General features: G+C 67.9%; 19 protein-coding genes and 2 tRNA genes. 11 read left to right on the forward strand and 10 right to left on the reverse strand.

Annotated elements, in window-relative coordinates; genetic code table 11:
- The first annotated feature begins 15 nt into the window (after positions 1–15).
- Together Q333_RS0105380 and Q333_RS0105385 are read left to right on the forward strand one after the other, a co-directional pair.
- Positions 16–594 carry a DNA-3-methyladenine glycosylase I gene (locus tag Q333_RS0105380; RefSeq protein ID WP_029415721.1) on the forward strand — a complete coding sequence of 193 codons (579 nt, stop codon included), beginning with the start codon at positions 16–18 and terminating at the stop codon, positions 592–594.
- 460 nt (positions 595–1,054) lie between these two features.
- Positions 1,055–1,666: a ribonuclease HII gene (locus tag Q333_RS0105385; protein WP_029415722.1), complete on the forward strand. Its 612-nt coding sequence runs from the start codon at positions 1,055–1,057 to the stop codon at positions 1,664–1,666.
- Here the strand turns inward: Q333_RS0105385 and Q333_RS0105390 are convergent.
- From Q333_RS0105390 to Q333_RS0105425, 8 genes are all read right to left on the reverse strand, one after another.
- Complete coding sequence (locus tag Q333_RS0105390; RefSeq protein ID WP_157072377.1) at positions 1,660–1,947, reverse strand: hypothetical protein; 288 nt, start codon at positions 1,945–1,947, stop codon at positions 1,660–1,662. The genes Q333_RS0105385 and Q333_RS0105390 overlap by 7 nt on opposite strands.
- 56 nt (positions 1,948–2,003) lie before the next feature.
- The gene (locus tag Q333_RS0105395) at positions 2,004–3,026 is read right to left on the reverse strand and encodes a DNA adenine methylase (RefSeq protein WP_029415724.1); all 1,023 of its coding nucleotides are present in this window, start codon (positions 3,024–3,026) and stop codon (positions 2,004–2,006) included.
- Positions 3,027–3,047: 21 nt separating this feature from the next.
- The gene (gene pyk, locus Q333_RS0105400) at positions 3,048–4,481 is read right to left on the reverse strand and encodes a pyruvate kinase (RefSeq protein WP_029415725.1); all 1,434 of its coding nucleotides are present in this window, start codon (positions 4,479–4,481) and stop codon (positions 3,048–3,050) included.
- A gap of 94 nt (positions 4,482–4,575) precedes the next feature.
- Positions 4,576–5,148, reverse strand: a complete 573-nt coding sequence (locus tag Q333_RS0105405) for a hypothetical protein (protein ID WP_029415726.1) — start codon at positions 5,146–5,148, stop codon at positions 4,576–4,578.
- A 22-nt stretch (positions 5,149–5,170) separates the two neighbouring features.
- Positions 5,171–5,255 (reverse strand) — tRNA-Leu (locus Q333_RS0105410).
- Between the two features lie 7 nt (positions 5,256–5,262).
- Positions 5,263–6,675, reverse strand: coding sequence for a M20/M25/M40 family metallo-hydrolase (locus Q333_RS0105415; RefSeq protein ID WP_029415727.1), 1,413 nt, complete (start codon positions 6,673–6,675; stop codon positions 5,263–5,265).
- Between the two features lie 62 nt (positions 6,676–6,737).
- The gene (locus Q333_RS0105420) at positions 6,738–6,995 is read right to left on the reverse strand and encodes a DUF3297 family protein (RefSeq protein ID WP_029415728.1); all 258 of its coding nucleotides are present in this window, start codon (positions 6,993–6,995) and stop codon (positions 6,738–6,740) included.
- Between the two features lie 25 nt (positions 6,996–7,020).
- Positions 7,021–7,097 (reverse strand) — tRNA-Arg (locus Q333_RS0105425).
- A gap of 223 nt (positions 7,098–7,320) precedes the next feature.
- Here Q333_RS0105425 and Q333_RS0105430 point away from each other — a divergent pair.
- From Q333_RS0105430 to Q333_RS0105465, 8 genes are all read left to right on the forward strand, one after another.
- Entirely contained in the window at positions 7,321–7,746 is a 426-nt protein-coding gene (locus tag Q333_RS0105430) for an ABA4-like family protein (RefSeq protein WP_029415729.1), read from the forward strand.
- A 57-nt stretch (positions 7,747–7,803) separates the two neighbouring features.
- On the forward strand, positions 7,804–8,796 hold the full coding sequence (locus Q333_RS0105435) for a ligand-gated ion channel (protein ID WP_029415730.1): 993 nt from the start codon (positions 7,804–7,806) through the stop codon (positions 8,794–8,796).
- A gap of 48 nt (positions 8,797–8,844) precedes the next feature.
- Positions 8,845–11,328, forward strand: coding sequence for a helicase-related protein (locus Q333_RS0105440; protein ID WP_029415731.1), 2,484 nt, complete (start codon positions 8,845–8,847; stop codon positions 11,326–11,328).
- An 8-nt stretch (positions 11,329–11,336) separates the two neighbouring features.
- Positions 11,337–12,698: an MFS transporter gene (locus tag Q333_RS0105445; protein WP_245591487.1), complete on the forward strand. Its 1,362-nt coding sequence runs from the start codon at positions 11,337–11,339 to the stop codon at positions 12,696–12,698.
- Entirely contained in the window at positions 12,695–12,997 is a 303-nt protein-coding gene (locus tag Q333_RS0105450; protein ID WP_029415733.1) for an RNA-binding S4 domain-containing protein, read from the forward strand. The genes Q333_RS0105445 and Q333_RS0105450 overlap by 4 nt, the downstream gene beginning before the upstream one ends.
- 76 nt (positions 12,998–13,073) lie before the next feature.
- The gene (gene fdxA / locus Q333_RS0105455; protein ID WP_029415734.1) at positions 13,074–13,415 is read left to right on the forward strand and encodes a ferredoxin FdxA; all 342 of its coding nucleotides are present in this window, start codon (positions 13,074–13,076) and stop codon (positions 13,413–13,415) included.
- A gap of 305 nt (positions 13,416–13,720) precedes the next feature.
- The gene (locus tag Q333_RS0105460; protein WP_029415735.1) at positions 13,721–14,272 is read left to right on the forward strand and encodes a CarD family transcriptional regulator; all 552 of its coding nucleotides are present in this window, start codon (positions 13,721–13,723) and stop codon (positions 14,270–14,272) included.
- Between the two features lie 120 nt (positions 14,273–14,392).
- A complete protein-coding gene (locus Q333_RS0105465) occupies positions 14,393–14,800 on the forward strand; it encodes an OmpA family protein (protein ID WP_162175576.1) in 408 nt (135 codons plus the stop codon).
- Between the two features lie 3 nt (positions 14,801–14,803).
- On the opposite strand, the gene Q333_RS0105470 is transcribed toward Q333_RS0105465, so the two are convergent.
- Positions 14,804–15,271 carry a DUF3617 domain-containing protein gene (locus Q333_RS0105470; protein ID WP_029415737.1) on the reverse strand — a complete coding sequence of 156 codons (468 nt, stop codon included), beginning with the start codon at positions 15,269–15,271 and terminating at the stop codon, positions 14,804–14,806.
- 213 nt (positions 15,272–15,484) lie between these two features.
- On the opposite strand from Q333_RS0105470, the gene rpmB reads away from it, so the two are divergent.
- Positions 15,485–15,778, forward strand: a complete 294-nt coding sequence (rpmB, locus tag Q333_RS0105475; protein WP_029415738.1) for a 50S ribosomal protein L28 — start codon at positions 15,485–15,487, stop codon at positions 15,776–15,778.
- 133 nt (positions 15,779–15,911) lie between these two features.
- Here rpmB and Q333_RS0105480 read toward each other — a convergent pair whose 3' ends face one another.
- Complete coding sequence (locus Q333_RS0105480; RefSeq protein ID WP_029415739.1) at positions 15,912–16,223, reverse strand: metalloregulator ArsR/SmtB family transcription factor; 312 nt, start codon at positions 16,221–16,223, stop codon at positions 15,912–15,914.
- Positions 16,224–16,479 lie beyond the last annotated feature (256 nt).

Raw genomic sequence — 16,479 nt, forward strand, 5'->3', positions numbered from 1 at the left:
CGCTAAGCTGTCGGCATGACCGATTCGCGCTGCGCCTGGTGCGGGACCGATCCGCTGTATGTCGCCTATCACGATACCGAGTGGGGGGTGCCCGAGTACGACGCCCGCGCCCTGTGGGAGAAGCTGGTGCTGGACGGGTTCCAGGCCGGGCTGGCGTGGATCACCATCCTGAGGAAGCGCCAGGCGTTCCGGGCGGCGTTCGACGGCTTCGATCCCGAAAAGGTCGCCCGCTACGGCGAGGCGGAGCGGGCGAGGCTGATGGCCGATCCGGCCATCGTGCGGTCGGGGGCCAAGATCGACGCGGCGATCCGGGGCGCGCGGGTCTGGTGCGACATGCGCGAGCGGGGCGAGGACTTTTCCGGCTGGCTGTGGGGCTTCGTCGACGGCCGGCCGATCCAGAACACGCCCGAGACGATGGCCGGAGTTCCGGCCCAGACGCCGGTCTCGGTCGAGATGTCCAAGGCCCTGAAGGCGCGCGGTTTCGGCTTCTGCGGGCCGGTGATCACCTACGCCTTCATGCAGGCGACGGGCATGGTCAACGACCACGTCCAGACCTGCTTCCGCTGCGACGAGGTGCTGGCTATGGGCCGATAACACAGAAATTGGGACCTGCCGCCCATGGACGCATTGATAACAGCAGCCTTCTTTATCTTGACCTATGCAGTTTCTGACTGGCTGGTCCTCGTCAATGTAAAAACCTTCTATAAGGAGGGCCGCAACGAAACAAATAAACACTATCTATTGATACGAAGTCCAAGAGTAATTTTATATTTATTGTCATTTGTTTTCGCAGTTTCCTTCTCTCGATCAAACGATCAGGAGGGAGACGCCTATATGCTGATAGTTTCGTGCTTGTTTTTTGTCTCGGGTGGAGTTCTGGCTTTGGTGGATGCATTCAAGGCCGTCAACAGGGCTGATTAGGATCGGCTGTGTCGTTGCTAGGAGTTGGAACTCGTTCCGGTCGCTCACCGCATCCCAAAAATTTCCAGACTGATTGGATTGGCTTTCTGTTCCGTTCCCCGAGAGATATTGGCGGCCAGTGACCCTAGCCCGGATGATTCCGACCCTGACGCTGGAGACCCTGCTGAGCCAGAAGGTCGGCGGACCTGTCTGCGGCGTGGACGAGGCCGGGCGGGGGCCGTGGGCCGGGCCGGTGTCGGCGGCGGCGGTGATCCTGTCGCCCGACCGACTGCCTTACGGCATCAACGATTCCAAAGCCTTGAACGCGAAGCGCCGGGACGCGCTGGAGGGCGAGATCAAGGCCAACGCCATGGCCTGGGGCGTTGGCTTCGCCTCGGTGGAGGAGATCGATGCGCTCAACATCCTGCACGCCACGGGGCTGGCCATGTGCCGAGCGATCGAGGCGATGGCGATCCAGCCGGTCGCGGCGCTGGTGGACGGAAACTACCGCTTCAAGCTGCCGTGCGATGTGGAGACGGTGGTCGGCGGGGATGGCTTGAGCCTGTCCATCGCGGCGGCGTCGATCCTGGCCAAGACGGCGCGGGACCGGCTGATGATCGAGATGGACGCCGTCTATCCCGGATACGGCTTCGCCGGTCACAAGGGCTACAACGCGCCGGTGCATCAGGAGGCGCTCAGGACGCTCGGCCCTTGCCCCATTCACCGGCGCGGCTGGGCGCCAATCCGGGCTCTGCTGGATCAGTAGACGGCCAGCGCTCCGCCCAGCAGGGCGCCCATGATCGCCGAGATCACACCGCCGATCGCTACCACCAGCCAGCGCGGCATGGGCTCCATCTGCACCGGGCCGGGCGTAGACTGAGGCGCGATCAGATCGGCGCGGGACAGGAAGTCGTTCGCCGCGAAATCATTGGCCGGACGGCTGTCGAAGCGGGTCGCGGCGGGTGCGCGCCAGGCGGCGGCCTGATAGGCCTCGATGGCGGTCCTGACGCCTTGCGGGCGGCGGCCAAAGTCGTTGGTCGAAGTCATGTCGAGCGCGTCCATGTCGCCTTAACGACAGATTGACGCCCGCGTTCCCCCGCTCGTCAAGCGGCCAGCGACGCCGCAGCCTCCGACACCACGAACAGATACTCGAGGTTCCTCAGCCGCCCGACGGTGCCGACCTTCTCCCCTTTCGGATTGTGGATGCCGATCCGGGCGCCAACGTAGCGCGGGCGCGGGATCTCGATGACCCGCACCGGACCGCGCACGGACAGCATCTCGACCAGCTGATCACGGCTCAGATAGCCTTCGTCGTTGAACGACACGATCAGGTGCGGCGCCCGCACGGCCTCGATCACGGCACTCAGCGCCGGGCCGATGCCGGGGCGGGAGTTGAAGGCGCTCTTCCTCGTGCGGACGTCGATGCGCTTGTTGGCCACCCCATAGGTCTCGGGCTCGTCCCACAGCACCAGGCTCTCCCAGACGTGGTAGTTCCCCAGGTAGGAGTGCTGGTTGTAGGGCGGGTCGAGGTAGACGAGGTCGGCCTCGACCTCCGGCGAGATTTCGACCGCGTCGGCGCGGGTGGCGCGGCCCGAGCCGGGCAGAAGCGCGGGCAGGCGCAGGTAGAGCGGCTTCAGCGCCCGGGTCGCCCACGCCTTCATGTAGGCCATCTGGACGCCGGCCGTGGAATCCACGCGGTCGGCCGCTTCCATGAGCGCCGTCAGCGCGATGGCCTCCAGCTCTGGCTCCAGCGACAGGGTGGCGATGCGGTTTCGGATCGCCTCGATCCGGGCGCCGTTCTCGGGCGTGAAGTAGCGCGCGTCCTCGCAGAAGGCCTTCGTGAACCAGCCCGGCGCAGGCAGCGTGGCGTTCAGGTCGGCGATCAGTCGCTCGGCGGGAGCGGACCACCGATCGGCGTCGGCCTGGACATAGGTCGTGGCGAGGGTGTGGGCGTAGGCGTTCAGATCATTGGACCAGACCTCGTATCCTCGCGCCTTCAGGGCATGACCGACCCGCGCGGTTCCGGAGAACAGATCGCACACCCGCCCGCCGTTCGGCAGCAGGGCGCGCACCGCCTCGGTGATCGGATCGATCAGCGCGCGCTTGGAGCCGAGGTATTTGATCATGACGCGGCCGCAGAAGCAGCCCTAGCGCCGCCCCTTCTTCGCCGGAGCATGGGCCAGGCGGAGCAGATTCGCAGCCCCCGGCGCCCCGAACGGCGTACCGGCCAGGATCAGGATGCGCTGGCCGGGTTCGGCGAGGCCGTACTCCATCGCCGACGCCACCGCGTCGTCGGTGACGTCTTCCAGCGACGTCGGCTCCTTGCCCAGGCGCGGCTCCAGCCCCCAGACCAGCGCCAGCCGCCGCGCCGTCTCCGGCTTGGGCGTGAGCGCCAGCACCGGCTGGATCGGCCGCTCGCGCGACATCCGGCGCGCCGTGCCGCCCAGCGTCGTGAACACCACGATGCAGCCGGTCGACGACGCCTCTCCGGCCTTCCTCGCCGCCGCCACCAGCGCATCGGCGTCGAAGCCCTCCATGCCGGCGTGCTCGGCGTCCATCAGGCTGGGCCACAGGGGATCGCTTTCGATCCGCTCCATGATCCGGTTCATGATGCCGACCGCCTCCAGTGGATAGTCGCCTGACGCCGTCTCGGCCGACAGCATCAGGGCGTCGGCGCCCTCATAGACGGCGTTGGCCACGTCGGACGCCTCGGCGCGCGTGGGCGCGGGCGACGACGTCATGGACTCCAGCATCTGGGTCGCCACGATCACGGGCACGCCGCGCTGGCGGGCGGCGCGGATGATGGTCTTCTGGGCGACCGGCACCTCTTCCGGGTGCATCTCCACGCCGAGGTCGCCGCGCGCGACCATGACGCCGTCGCAGTAGTCCAGAATGCTGTCGAGCGCGTCGAGCGCCTGGGGCTTCTCGATCTTGGCCAAGCAGGCGGCGCGACCCTTCACGATCGACTTCAGCTCGGCCATGTCCTCGGCCTTCTGCACGAAGCTCAGCGCCACCCAGTCGACGCCGAGCCGCAGGGCGAAGTTCAGGTCTTCGCGGTCCTTGGGCGTCAGGGCGGAGACTGGGATGACGGCGTCGGGCACGGCCACGCCCTTGCGGTCCGACAGCTTGGTCCCGCTCTCGACCGTGACCTCGGCCCATTCATCGGTACGTTCGCCCACGCGTAGGCGCACCCGGCCATCGTCAATCAGCAGCGCCATGCCGGTGCGCAACGCCCTGAAAATCTCGGGATGCGGCATCTGCACCCGGGTGGCGTCGCCGAGTGTCGGGTCGAGGTCGAAGCGCATGGTGTGGCCGGGCTTCACCGCGATGGCGGTCTCAGCGAACTTGCCCAGCCGCAGCTTCGGACCCTGCAGGTCCGCCAGCACGCCCAGCGGGCGCTTGAGCGCGATCTCGGCCCCGCGCACGGCCTTCAGCGCCGCCTCGTGATCTTCGTGGCTGCCGTGGCTGAAGTTCAGACGAAAGACGTCGACCCCAGCCTGGGCCAGGGCCTTGACCGTGCCGGGCGAGCGGCTCGCGGGGCCCAGGGTGGCGACGATGCGCGCGCGTCGAGCTCTGATCATTGGTTCGTCCGGTGCGTTTCCCGAGCCCGTTGTGCCAATGAACGCCAACGGAGGTAAGCCCGCTGCCTTCCGGGAAACAGGAAGTTATGGCCGGTTACAGCGCGACCGGCGGTGCCCCGGGAACGGCGAAGCGGGGCTCGATGCCGTCCGGTTCAAAAGCGTGTCTCGCCAAGCTGATCAGAACATTGGCCAGCAGCAGGTCGAACATCGGTCGGTCGCCCCCCGCCAAGGCCGCTGTCAGATAGTCGGTCACGACCGCCCGGACCGGCAGCGTCCCGACCGGGCCGGGTACGCTGAGCGCCAGCGACAGCCCTTGCTCCCGCCATGAGACCAACGTGTCGAAGAAGGTGTCGGATCGCAGGAAGTCGGTCTCGCGCACCACATAGAGGGTGATCTCACCGGTGGTCAGCCCATCGGGCCGGACGATGATTCCGCTGCGGTCGGGCCGCCAGTCGTCGGACAGCTCGACCACGCGCCAGACGCAGAACCAGGTGCGGCAGGTCTGCGGCCGGATGGCATGGACGGCGCACCCTGCGCCCTCCATGCAATACCCACACAGCATGCCCGTGGGCTTGGCGAGTTCGGGCAAATCCAGCGGAATGAAGCGGCAGCACTCCACGCATTCCCCGCAGGTCCGATCGGGCAGAAGCGGCAGGTCGAGCGTCAAGCCGGTCTCCGATCGGACGGGATGGTGCGAGCGGCGGGGATCGAACCCGCATGACCGAGGTCGAGGGATTTTAAGTCCCTTGCGTCTACCAGTTTCGCCACGCTCGCGGCTGTCTCATTGCGCTGGTCGGAGATCGACGTCCGAATCTGCCAACAGCCACAAGAAGGCGGCCCAGGCGGCGACGTTCTGGGTCATCGCCTCCGGGTCGATCCGATCCAGCACATCGTCAGCGGTGTGATGGGTGTCGAAATAGTCGGTGCCGTCCTGGTTCAGGCGGAACGCCGGCACGCCCAGCGCCACGGTCGGCCAGGTGTCGGGCCCACCGCCGGTCGCGGGCACCGGATCGTTCAGGATGCCCAGCGGCGTCAAGACCCGCAGCGCGGCCTGACGGAACTCCGCTGGCGTCGCGGCCGGCAGGCCCAGGCTGTAGATCGGCCCGGCGCCGAAGTCGCTTTCGGAAATGGCGACGTGGTTCGCCATCTGGTCGCGGCGCGTCTCGGCATAGTGGCGGGCGCCGGCCAGTCCTTGCGAGGGCGGCGGCTGGGACACTTCTTCGGAGCCCCACCAGACGACGCGGATGGTACGCCGCGGCTGGCGCGGCATGTCCTCGATCAGCTTCAGGGCGGCGGCGGTGATGGCCACACCCGCGCCGTCGTCGATGGCGCCCGTGCCCAGGTCCCAGCTGTCCAGATGGCCGCCGATGACGATGACCTCGTCCGGCTCCTCGCGGCCGCGAACCTCGCCGATGACGTTCTGGCTCTCGCTCTGGCGGGTGAAACCGGCGGAGGAGAACAGCCGCATACGCACCGGCTCGTCGGTCAGGCGGATCAGGCGGCGCAGTTGGTCGGCGTCCGGCGGGCTCATGGCGAAGGCGGGGATCGTCCCCTCCCCCACCCGCGTCGCGCCGGTGTGGGCGAAGCGATGGTCGTGGGTGCCCAGCGAACGCAGCACATAGGCCACCGCCCCGCGCCGGGCGGCCTCGGTCGGCCCTGCGCCCCGGATCGGCGAGGTCGCGCCATAACCCCGGCCGTCCTGGGCCTGGACCGTGTCCTGCAGCACCACGGCGATCTTGCCGGTGAGAGACCCTTCCGGCTGGTCCAGCAGTTGCTGATAGGTCTCGAAGATGACCGCCTCGCCTTCAATCCCGTCGGCAGGCGTGGCGATGGAGCCGCCCAGCGACACCACCGTCAGCGGCTGGGGAAAGGGCGACAGGATCTCGACCCGCGCCTCGCCGCGCTCCCAGAGCGCCAGTGGAAAGGTCTCGATCGAGACGTTGTCAAAGCCCATCGCCCGAAACGTCTCGGCGCCCCAGCGCGCGGAGGCCTGCTCAGACTCCGAGCCCGCAAGGCGCGGCCCGAACCGCGTCGTCAGCTCCGAGACCAGGCCATAGGCAACGTTCGCTTGGAGCGCTCGATCGCGCAGCTGCTCCGCCTCGGCGATTGTCCGGGCGTCTTGAGCGGCGGCTGGGCCGGCCAGAAGCGCGGCGGCAAACGCAAGAGAAGAGACGCGACGAAGGACGAGCGACATGCGGAACTCCGGATCAGGAACGCGCAGACCCTATCGACCCGCGTCACGCCGGTGAAGCCGTGTCAGCTCTCCGAAGCGATCTCGCTGTTCTGGAAGTACGGCTCGACCGTTCCCTGCAGCTTGATCGTCAGCTGGTTGCCCTTGCGGTCGACGGCCTTGCCGGCCGCGAGGCGCACCCAGCCTTCGGAGACGCAGTACTCGTCGACGTTGGTCTTCTCCTCGCCCTTGAACCGCACGCCCACGCCGCGCGCGAGCACGTCGGCGTCGTAGAAGGGGCTGGACGGATTGACCGAGAGGCGGTCGGGGGGCGTGTCGGACATGATCGGGCCTGCGGCTGACGGATGATGGCGACCCCGGCAGGACTCCAACCTGCGACCTCGGCTTTAGGAAAGCCTTGCTCTATGCAGCTGAGCTACGGGGCCGTCGGGGGCTCCCCTAGCGGTTCGCATCCACGCCGAAAAGCCGTCGGGCGAAATCACCGCCAACCCGGCCTTCGACGTTGTGGTTAATCATGCTTGAGATACAATATCTTGGGGTGAACAGATCGCGAATCGGGCCGTGTCGGTGATTCGGTCCTGATTCGTTTCGCCCCTGTTCCGCCGGTCTGCCCGCTCGCGTTAAGCCTCGTCTTCAGGAGCCGCCGCCATGAGCCCCGAGACCCTGTTCAGCGTCGCCAACGCGGTCGCCTTGGTCGGCTGGATCATCCTGGCGCTGGCCCCGGTCCGCCGCCTTCTCGCAATCGCGGCGGCGCGTGTCATCGGCGTCGGTCTGGCTGTGACCTATGCGGTTCTGCTGATCCGGTCCCTGATCGGCGGCGGGTTCGAAGGCGACCTGACGACGCTGGCGGGGCTCACTGCCGCCTTCGCCCGGCCGGAGGCCGTGCTGGTCGGCTGGGTCCACTACCTGGCTTTCGACCTCTGGGTCGGCGCCTGGGCCACGGAAGATGCCGGCAAGCGAGGTCTGCCGCACTGGGTGCTGCTGCCCTGCCTGTTCTTCATCCTCATGGCCGGGCCGTTCGGTCTGCTGCTCTATCTCGCGGCCCGTACCGCCTTGTCGCGCCGGGCGGCCTGAGGCTTGCCTATCCCGTCCGGGCACGGAACAGTCCGCAGGCGTAGGGCGGGGGTCTGCATGCGTATCAAGGCGTTCCTTCTGGCGATGCTGCTGTGGATCGGGGTTGCCCCCGCCCAGGCCCAGGAAGGCGACACATCCGAACGCCCGCCCCAGACCGTCTGCTCGGTCGGCGTCTATCTGTCGGACCTCTACGACATCGACACCCGCTCGCACCGCTTCGGCGCCGACGTCTGGGCCTGGAGCGTCTGCACCGGCGAGAAGAACGCGCTGCAGTCGGCCGAATGGATCAACGCCCAGGAGCAGACCCAGTCCCTCGAATACGCGGACGCGACCGACTTCGGCCTGTGGTCGCAAAGGAAGATCACCGGCGTCTATCGCCAGAACTTCGACGTCCGCAGCTACCCCTTCGACCGTCACACCCTGCGCATGATCGTCGAGGATTCCTACGACACCGCATCTACGCTTCAATACATCGCCGACGACCGCCGCTCGACCGTCTCGCGCAATCTGCGGCTCGACGGCTGGACCATCACCCGTTTCGCGGTCGAGAGCCGCGAGGAGGTCTATGGCACCGCGTTTGGCGACCCGACCCTGCCGGACGATCAGCAGACCCTCTATCCGCATATGGAGGTCGTCATCGACATCGAACGGTCCAATCTCTGGACCTTCTGGAAGCTGGTCGCGCCGCTCTACATCGCCTCGGCGCTCACCCTCCTGACCTTCCTGATGCACGACGAGGAGGGCAAGTATCTCAGCCCCCGCCTCGGCCTGCTGGCGGGCGTGCTGTTCGCCATCGTCCTCAACATGCGCGCGGTCGAAGAGGTCGTGGGCGAGACCAACGGGCTCAGCCTGATGGACAACATCCATCTGATGGCGCTGTTCCTCGCGGTCCTTGCCATCGCGGCGGCCACGGCCTGGACCTTCCTGACCCGCAACGGCTGGGGCCCAGCCCGGGTGCGGCGCTGGGACAAGGGGTTCTTCTTCGCGGGCACCGGCGTCTACATCGCCGCCAACGCCGCCCTGATCGGGGCGGCGGTCCAGGCGGGCTGATCAGCCGCGCTTGAGGAACCTCCGGCGAATCGCCACCTTCTTCCCATCATGAGCGACCGCCCGACCGGCCAGGCTCCCTCCCGCGTCGTCGCGGTGCTGGGGCCGACCAACACCGGCAAGACCCATCTGGCGGTCGAGCGGATGCTGGGCCATGCGTCCGGCATGATCGGCCTGCCGCTGCGGCTGCTGGCGCGCGAGGTTTATGAGCGGATCGTCCGCGCCCGGGGCCAGAACTCGGTCGCCCTGATCACCGGCGAGGAGAAGATCATCCCGGCGCGCCCTGCCTATTTCGTCTGCACGGTCGAGGCCATGCCGATGGAACGGGACGTCGAATTCCTCGCCATCGACGAGATCCAGCTGGCCGCCGACCCCGAGCGCGGCCACGTCTTCACCAGCCGCCTGCTGCACGCTCGGGGCCGGTTCGAGACCATGTTCCTGGGGGCCGGGACGATGGCCCCCCTGATCCGCCGCCTGATCCCCGACGTGGAGATCGTCAGCCGCGAACGCCTGTCCAGCCTGACCTATGCCGGCTCCAAGAAGCTGACCCGCCTGCCCCGCCGTTCGGCCATCGTCGCCTTCTCGACCGAACAGGTCTACGCCATCGCCGAGCTGATCCGCCGCCAGAGGGGCGGCGCCGCCGTCGTCATGGGCAGCCTGTCGCCCCGCACCCGCAACGCCCAGGTCGCCCTGTTCCAGTCGGGCGAGGTCGACTTCCTGGTCGCCACCGACGCCATCGGCATGGGCCTGAACATGGACGTGGACCATGTCGCCTTCGCGGGCCTGCGCAAGTTCGACGGCCGCCGCACCCGCTGGCTCCACGCCCACGAAATCGCCCAGATCGCCGGCCGCGCCGGCCGCCACATCCGCGACGGCACCTTCGGCGTCACGGGCGAGGCCGAAGAGCTGGACGAAGACCTTGTGGGCCAGGTCGTCGACCACCGCTTCAACCCGGTCCAGGCCATCGAGTGGAGGAACGCCCGCCTCGACTTCGACAGCCTGCCCGACCTCTTGCGCTCGCTCGTTCAGACGCCGGGCGTGCCGGGCCTGAAGCTGACCGGACAGGCGCTGGACGAGACCCTGCTGCGCCGCGCCCTGCTGGATGAGGACATCAAAAAGGTCGGCCGCTCGCGCGGGACCATCATGCGCCTGTGGGAGGCCTGCCAGCTGCCCGACTTCCAGAAGACGACGCTGGACGAGCACGCCCGTCTGTCGCGCGACGTCTTCCGCGCCCTGACCAGTTCGCGCGGCCGCCTGACCGACGACTGGTTCGCCCCGCGCTTCGCCGAGGTCGACCGCGACGACGGCCAGATCGACCAGCTCTCGGCCCGGCTCGCGGGCGTGCGGACCCTGTCCTACATCGCCAACCGTCCCGACTGGGTCGCCGACGCCAAGGCCTGGCGCGAGAAGACCCGCGCGCTGGAGGACCGCCTGTCCGACGTTCTGCACGAACGCCTGACCGCCCGCTTCGTCGACCGCAAGACCACCGCCCTGATGCGCTCCCTGCACGACCGCGAGGCGACGCTCGCCGAGGTCGCGGGCGACGGCGTCGTCACCGTCGATGGCGAGACCGTGGGCCATCTGGAGGGCGTCCGCTTCGCCCCTTCCGCTGGAGGCTCCGCCCTCGCCGACCGCACCCTGAAAACCGCCGCCCTCCGTGCCGTCGGCCCCGAGATCGCCCGCCGCCTCGGCCGCCTCGCCGCCGACGCCGACGCGGCCTTTTCGATCACGCCGAACGGCGACGTCCTGTGGCAGGGCGCGCTCGCCGCCCGCATCGTCGGCGGCGATCCCTTCAGCCCGCGCATCCGCCTGATCGGGGACCTCGGCCCCCAGGCCGCCCGCGACCGCGCCCAGCGTCGCATCGAGGCCTACCTGTCCTCCGAGGCCGGCCGCGCTCTGCGTGACCTCCGCCGCCTCCGGACCGCCATCGAAAACGGTACCCTGACGGGCCTGCCCCGCGGCCTGGCCTTCCGCCTCGTCGAGGCCGGCGGCGTGCTGGACCGCCGCGACGTCGAGCGCGACCTCGCCGCGCTGAGCCAGGCCGAGCGTCGCACGCTCAAGACCTTCGCCGTCCGCGTCGGCCATCACTCCGTCTGGCTGCCCGGCGCGCTCAAGCCCCGCGCCCGCGCCCTCGCCCAGGCCTTCGCCGGTCCGCCCCTCGCGCTCCGCGAGGCCGGCCTCAGCCTCCTGCCCGAGCCCCCGCCCAGCCCGCGCGCCCTCTCCGCCCAGGGGCTTCGCGCCGTGGCCCGCTTCGCCATCCCGGTCGAAATCCTGGAACGCCTCGCCGAGCTCAAGCGCGAAGCGGGCAAGGCCGACCTGTCCGACGCGGCGCTGGCCGACCTCGGCTGGTCCGCCGCCGAGCTCAAGACCGTGCTGACGGCTCTGCGCACCCCCCGCGCCCAGCAACCCGACCGACCCGATAAAGCCTCGCGCCCGGTCAAGGATTCGCCCTTCGCCGCGCTCGCCGCCTTGACCGCGCCGCCCACTCCGGCCAGGCGAAGGCGCCCGCGCCGCAAGCCCGCCAAGCGCGCCTGAGACCGTTGATGGCCGAGCCCAGCCCCATGCGGGCCTTCTACAACCTGTTGGCCAACAACGCGGTCGCGGGCATCGTTAACTACACCGTCTGGTTCGCCATCACCTTCTGGGTGTTTCTCGAGACCCGCTCGGTGTTCGCCACCGGCATGATCGCCGGTCTGTTTCTGGTCCTGACCGCGGGTCTGGCGGTCTGGTTCGGCAGCCTGGTGGACCACTATCCCAAGACGCGCGTCATGCTGGCGTCCAGCCTGACCTCGCTGACCTTCTACATCGCCTCCCTCGCCTTGCTGCTGGCGACGCCTCAGGAGGCGTTCGGCGACGTCGCCCGGCCCCAGCTGTGGATCCTGATCGGCCTGGTCATGCTGGGCGTCATCGCGGGCAATGTCCGCAACATCACCCTGCCCACCCTGGTCACGGCCCTGGTGCCCGAGGATCGCCGCGACCGCGCCAACGGCCTGGTCGGCATGGCCACCGGCGTCGGCTTTCTGACGACCTCGGTCATCTCGGGCCTTCTGGTCGGCTTCAGCGGCATGGTCGGGGCGCTGTCGGTAGCCGTGGCGGCGACCCTTCTGCTGATCCTCCATCTCGTCGCCATCCGCCTGCCCGCCCATGTGCGCGTGGCCGCCTCCGACAGCGCCGCGACCGACCCCGACGCCCGCCCGGATCGCAGAATAGACCTCGCCGGCACGCTGAAGGTCGTGGGCGCCGTCCCCGGCCTGTTCGCCCTGATCCTGTTCGCCACCTTCAACAACTTCCTCGGCGGCGTCTTCATGGCCCAGCTGGACGCCTACGCCTTGTCCATGATGCCGGTGCAGCAGTGGGGCCTGCTGCTGGGCTGCGTCTCCACCGGCTTCATCCTGTCCGGCCTGGCGGTCTCCCGCTTCGGTCTGGGCAGGAAGCCGCTGCGGACCCTCATGCTCGTCAACCTGATGGCCTGGACCTCGGCGGCCCTCTTCACGACCCAGCCCTGGATCTGGCTGCTCGGCGTCGGCTGCTTCGTCTGGTTCTTTATCACCCCCGTGGCCGAGGCGGCCGAACAGACCACTTTGCAGAAGGTCGTCCCCTATGAACGCCAGGGCCGCGTCTTCGGCTTCGCCCAGTCGGTGGAGCAGGCCGCCTCGCCCCTGACCGCCTTCCTCATCGGCCCGTTGACGCAGTTCATCGTGATCCCCTTCATGACCGACGGGGCCGGAGCCCAGGCCATCGGCGGCTGGTTCGGCACGGGACCGGCGCGGGCGATGGCGCTGGTCTTCACCATCGCGGGCCTGATGGGCGTCGTGACCACGATCCTGGCCTTCAACTCGCCCGCCTACCGCCGCCTGTCCGCCGCCTACGCCCAGGCCCCCGCCCCGGACACAGGCCCCGCATGACGATGGAGGCCTGCCGCATCGACGTCTGGCTGTGGCGCGCCCGCTTCGCCAGGACTCGCTCGCTCGCCGCCGCCTTCGTCGAGACCGGCGCCGTCCGCCTGACCCACAACGGCCTGCAGACCCGCCTCGACAAGCCCAGCCGCTCGGTCCACCCCGGCGACCTCCTGACCTTCGCGCGGAACGGCCGCGTCACCACCCTGCGAATCGAGGCGCTGGGCGACCGGCGCGGCCCCGCGCCCGAGGCCCGCGCCCTCTATGTCGATCTCGCGCTCGACAGCCCCGCCGACGGCGACGTTTAGCCCCGCTCGGTTGACAGCCCGCCCGCGCCCGGCCATCTGCGAAGCCGCTGAGCCTCAAGGACCGACCCGCCCGCCCATGACCTACATCGTCACCGACGCCTGCGTGAAATGTAAGTTCATGGACTGCGTCGAGGTCTGCCCCGTGGACTGCTTCTACGAGGGCGAGAACTTCCTCGTCATCGCGCCCGACGAATGCATCGACTGCGGCGTCTGCGAGCCGGAATGCCCCGTCGACGCCATCAAGCCCGACACCGAGGACGAGCCGGACGGCAAGTGGCTCCAGGTCAACGCCCAGTACGCCCGCGTCTGGCCCAACATCACGGTCAAGGGCACGCCGCCCGCCGACCGGGAGCAGTACGAGCGCGAGACCGGCAAGTTCGAGAAATACTTCTCCGAGAAACCCGGCAAGGGCTCCTGATCCGCCGTCTCGGCCCTGGGGTCGGAATTTCGGCCCGAGTCACCGCTCGCGCGCTGACGTTTTGAAATTCCGCATTTTTGTGATATGTTCCTCACATTGGGTCGGGCGGTCTGCGTTTTCTGCGCACCGCCCGCGTTTGCGACAGAACCCTGTCCATGAAGACGGGGTCGGCCAGAGGTTGGGTGATCCGTTTCCGCGTTTGACTGATTGATCTTTGGGCGCCGGCGATCCGCTCGCCGGGCTCCGAGCGCAATTGTCGTCGCGCCTTCGCCTCACCCTTTCCCTGCGTCCGGGAAAGGAATGACATGACGAACAAGACCGGTCTGGAATTCAAGGTTGGCGACGCCGTCGTCTATCCGGCGCACGGCGTCGGCAAGGTCGCGGCCATCGAGACCCAGGAAGTCGCGGGCATGTCGCTGGAGGTCTACGTCGTGACCTTCGACCACGAGAAGATGACCCTGCGCGTCCCGACCAAGAAGGCCAAGACCGCCGGCCTGCGCACCCTGGCCGCCGAGGACACCGTGTCCAAGGCCCTGACGGTGCTGAAGGGTCGCGCCCGCATCAAGCGCACCATGTGGTCGCGTCGCGCCCAGGAATACGAGGCCAAGATCAACTCGGGCGACCTGATCTCGATCGCCGAGGTCGTCCGCGACCTGCACCGCGCCGAGACCCAGCCGGAACAGTCCTATTCGGAGCGCCAGCTCTATGAATCGGCGCTGGACCGCATGGCCCGCGAGGTCGCCGCCGCCAACCGCATCGACAAGGACGCGGCCGTGGCCCTGCTCGGCAAGTCCCTCAGCGCCAAGAAGGCCAACCAGCCCGTGGCCGAGGAAGCGGAAGAAGCCGAAGCGGCCTGATCGGCTGACGATTTCCGACACCGGGAGCGCCCGCCCTTGCGGCGGGCGTTTCCAATTGCGACCAAGGTGGTGGAGGACACCATGCACCCAAGAACGACGTCGACCCTCGTCGCTGTGCTGATGCTGTCGCTGACCCTACCCGGCCCTGCTGAAGCCGGTCAGCAGCGACGCCCGCTGGCAACCAGCGGAACGTGCAGCGAGATAACCGTCTACTTCACCTTTGGGCAGGACCGTCTGGACCAGTCGGCGATGGAAACCATCGACGCCCAGTTCAACGCCCTTGCAGGCGGACCGATACATGTCGAGGTCGTCGGTCACATCGACATGGCCGAAGCTGCCGCGGGAGACCCATCCCTGGCTGACCGGCGGGTCGCTGCCGTTCAGGCGGCTTTCCAGCGTTGGTCGGCGCGGGCGGCGTTTACGTTTCAGATGAGCAGCGAGGACGCATCCAATCCTGCTGTACCGACGGGTCCCCGAATCAGAGAACCGCTGAACCGACGCGCCGAAATCCGAGCCTGCCGGGTCTAGGTCTCAGAAATACTCCGCGTTCGCCGGGCACTGGGCCGATATCCGCCGCGCCGTGATTGACGCCGGCAGATAGGGCGTGCCCCGCGCCAGCTGCGCCCCGCCGGTGAAGCGGAACGATTCTGGCTGATAGGTGCCGGTGAGCCGCACGTTCACCCGCCGTCCCCGCCGATCCGTGCAGGTCCCCTCGAACCGCGTGCGGCCGTTGCCGACCTCGCGCACCGGATAGGTGCACTGCCAGCGCCGCGTGGACAGGCCGCCGAAGAAGCGGTTGATCTCGCTGGGCCGCACGCATTTCTGCTCGGTGTCGCGGATGCCCACGGCGCTGGTCGTGTATTCCCAGTATCCCGGCAGCACCTCGGTCGCCGACGCCTGGGCCTGAGGCGAGGATGCCGGCGCGGCCAGCAACGCAGCACCCGCGATCGCCGGCGCGGCGACGGCCAAGGTGCGGATCAGAAGGTTCGGCATGGTCATGGCGGTCTCATTCCCCCGGAACGTCCGGGCAGTCTAGGCAATGAAACACGGCGATTGAACGACACATGAACCGGCTCCCCCGACACGCGACAGAGCCTTGACGTCGGCGCGGCCCTTGCCCTATACGGCGCCCTCTCGCGCGGAGGGCGTCCTTCCGCGCGCTTTCGTTTCTTGCGCCCCGGATCGGGGGCGCCTGCCTCTAAGGATCTGACGATGTCTCGTCGTTGCGAACTCACCGGCGTCGGCCCGATGGTCGGCCACTCGGTCAGCCACTCGAACATCAAGACCAAGCGCCGCTTCCTGCCGTCGCTGAAGAAGGTCAAGGTGACGTCCGAGGCTCTGGGCCAGACCTTCTCGCTGCGCATCTCCAACGCCGCGCTGCGCACGCTCGACTTCAAGGGCGGCTTGGACCCCTTCATCGTCAAGGCCAATGACGAGCAGCTGTCGCTGACCGCCCAGCGCATCAAGCGCCAGGTCAAGGCCAAGCTGGCCGAAGCCGCCGCCTGATCGCGGCGACAATCCAAGATGATGAGGGCCAGTGGAAACGCTGGCCCTTTTCGTTTGCCTCAATTCCGACGACCAGAGACAGCCAGCCGTGTTCGCGGAGCGGCAGCCGGCGGCCGGCGGCCGAATAGAAGGACTAAGACCCTCGGGTCTTCGCCAAGGCCGCGCTCTCGGCCTTCAGCGGTTTGGAAACCGGACAGACCTCTTGTGCGTAGGCGCTCAAGGTGTTGGCCAAGTGGTCGGCCACTAGGCTGTAATGAACGAACTGACCCCGCTTCTCGCTGGTAACCAGACCCGCATTCTCCAAGACTGTCAGGTGTTGCGAGACGGCTGGCTTCGAAATCTCGAACCGCGCCGCGATCTCACCGGCGGTCAGGTCGGTGTGAGCGAGGTAGGCCAGAATTTTCCGGCGAATCTGACTGGATAGGGCTTCGAAGACGCGCTGCATGATCCTCTACTTAAGTGATTTGCGAACCACTTGCCAGAGCTCCACTGGTATGATTTAAGTCATTACCTAAATACATCATCCCCTTCATTCTCCCCGCGTTCGTGATAGGCGCTGCTGCGGTTGGACCTGCCAGTTACCTCGCGTTGCGAAAGCTCGGACACGACAACGATGGGATAGCCGCCGCGACAGCGGCCTGTTTCAGCGGCGCCGCCGCCTACATACTCTTCGGATCAAACGGCGCCGGCAGCATCACCGA

Origin of the sequence: Brevundimonas bacteroides DSM 4726 (genome assembly GCF_000701445.1) — a bacterium.
Lineage (GTDB): Bacteria > Pseudomonadota > Alphaproteobacteria > Caulobacterales > Caulobacteraceae > Brevundimonas > Brevundimonas bacteroides.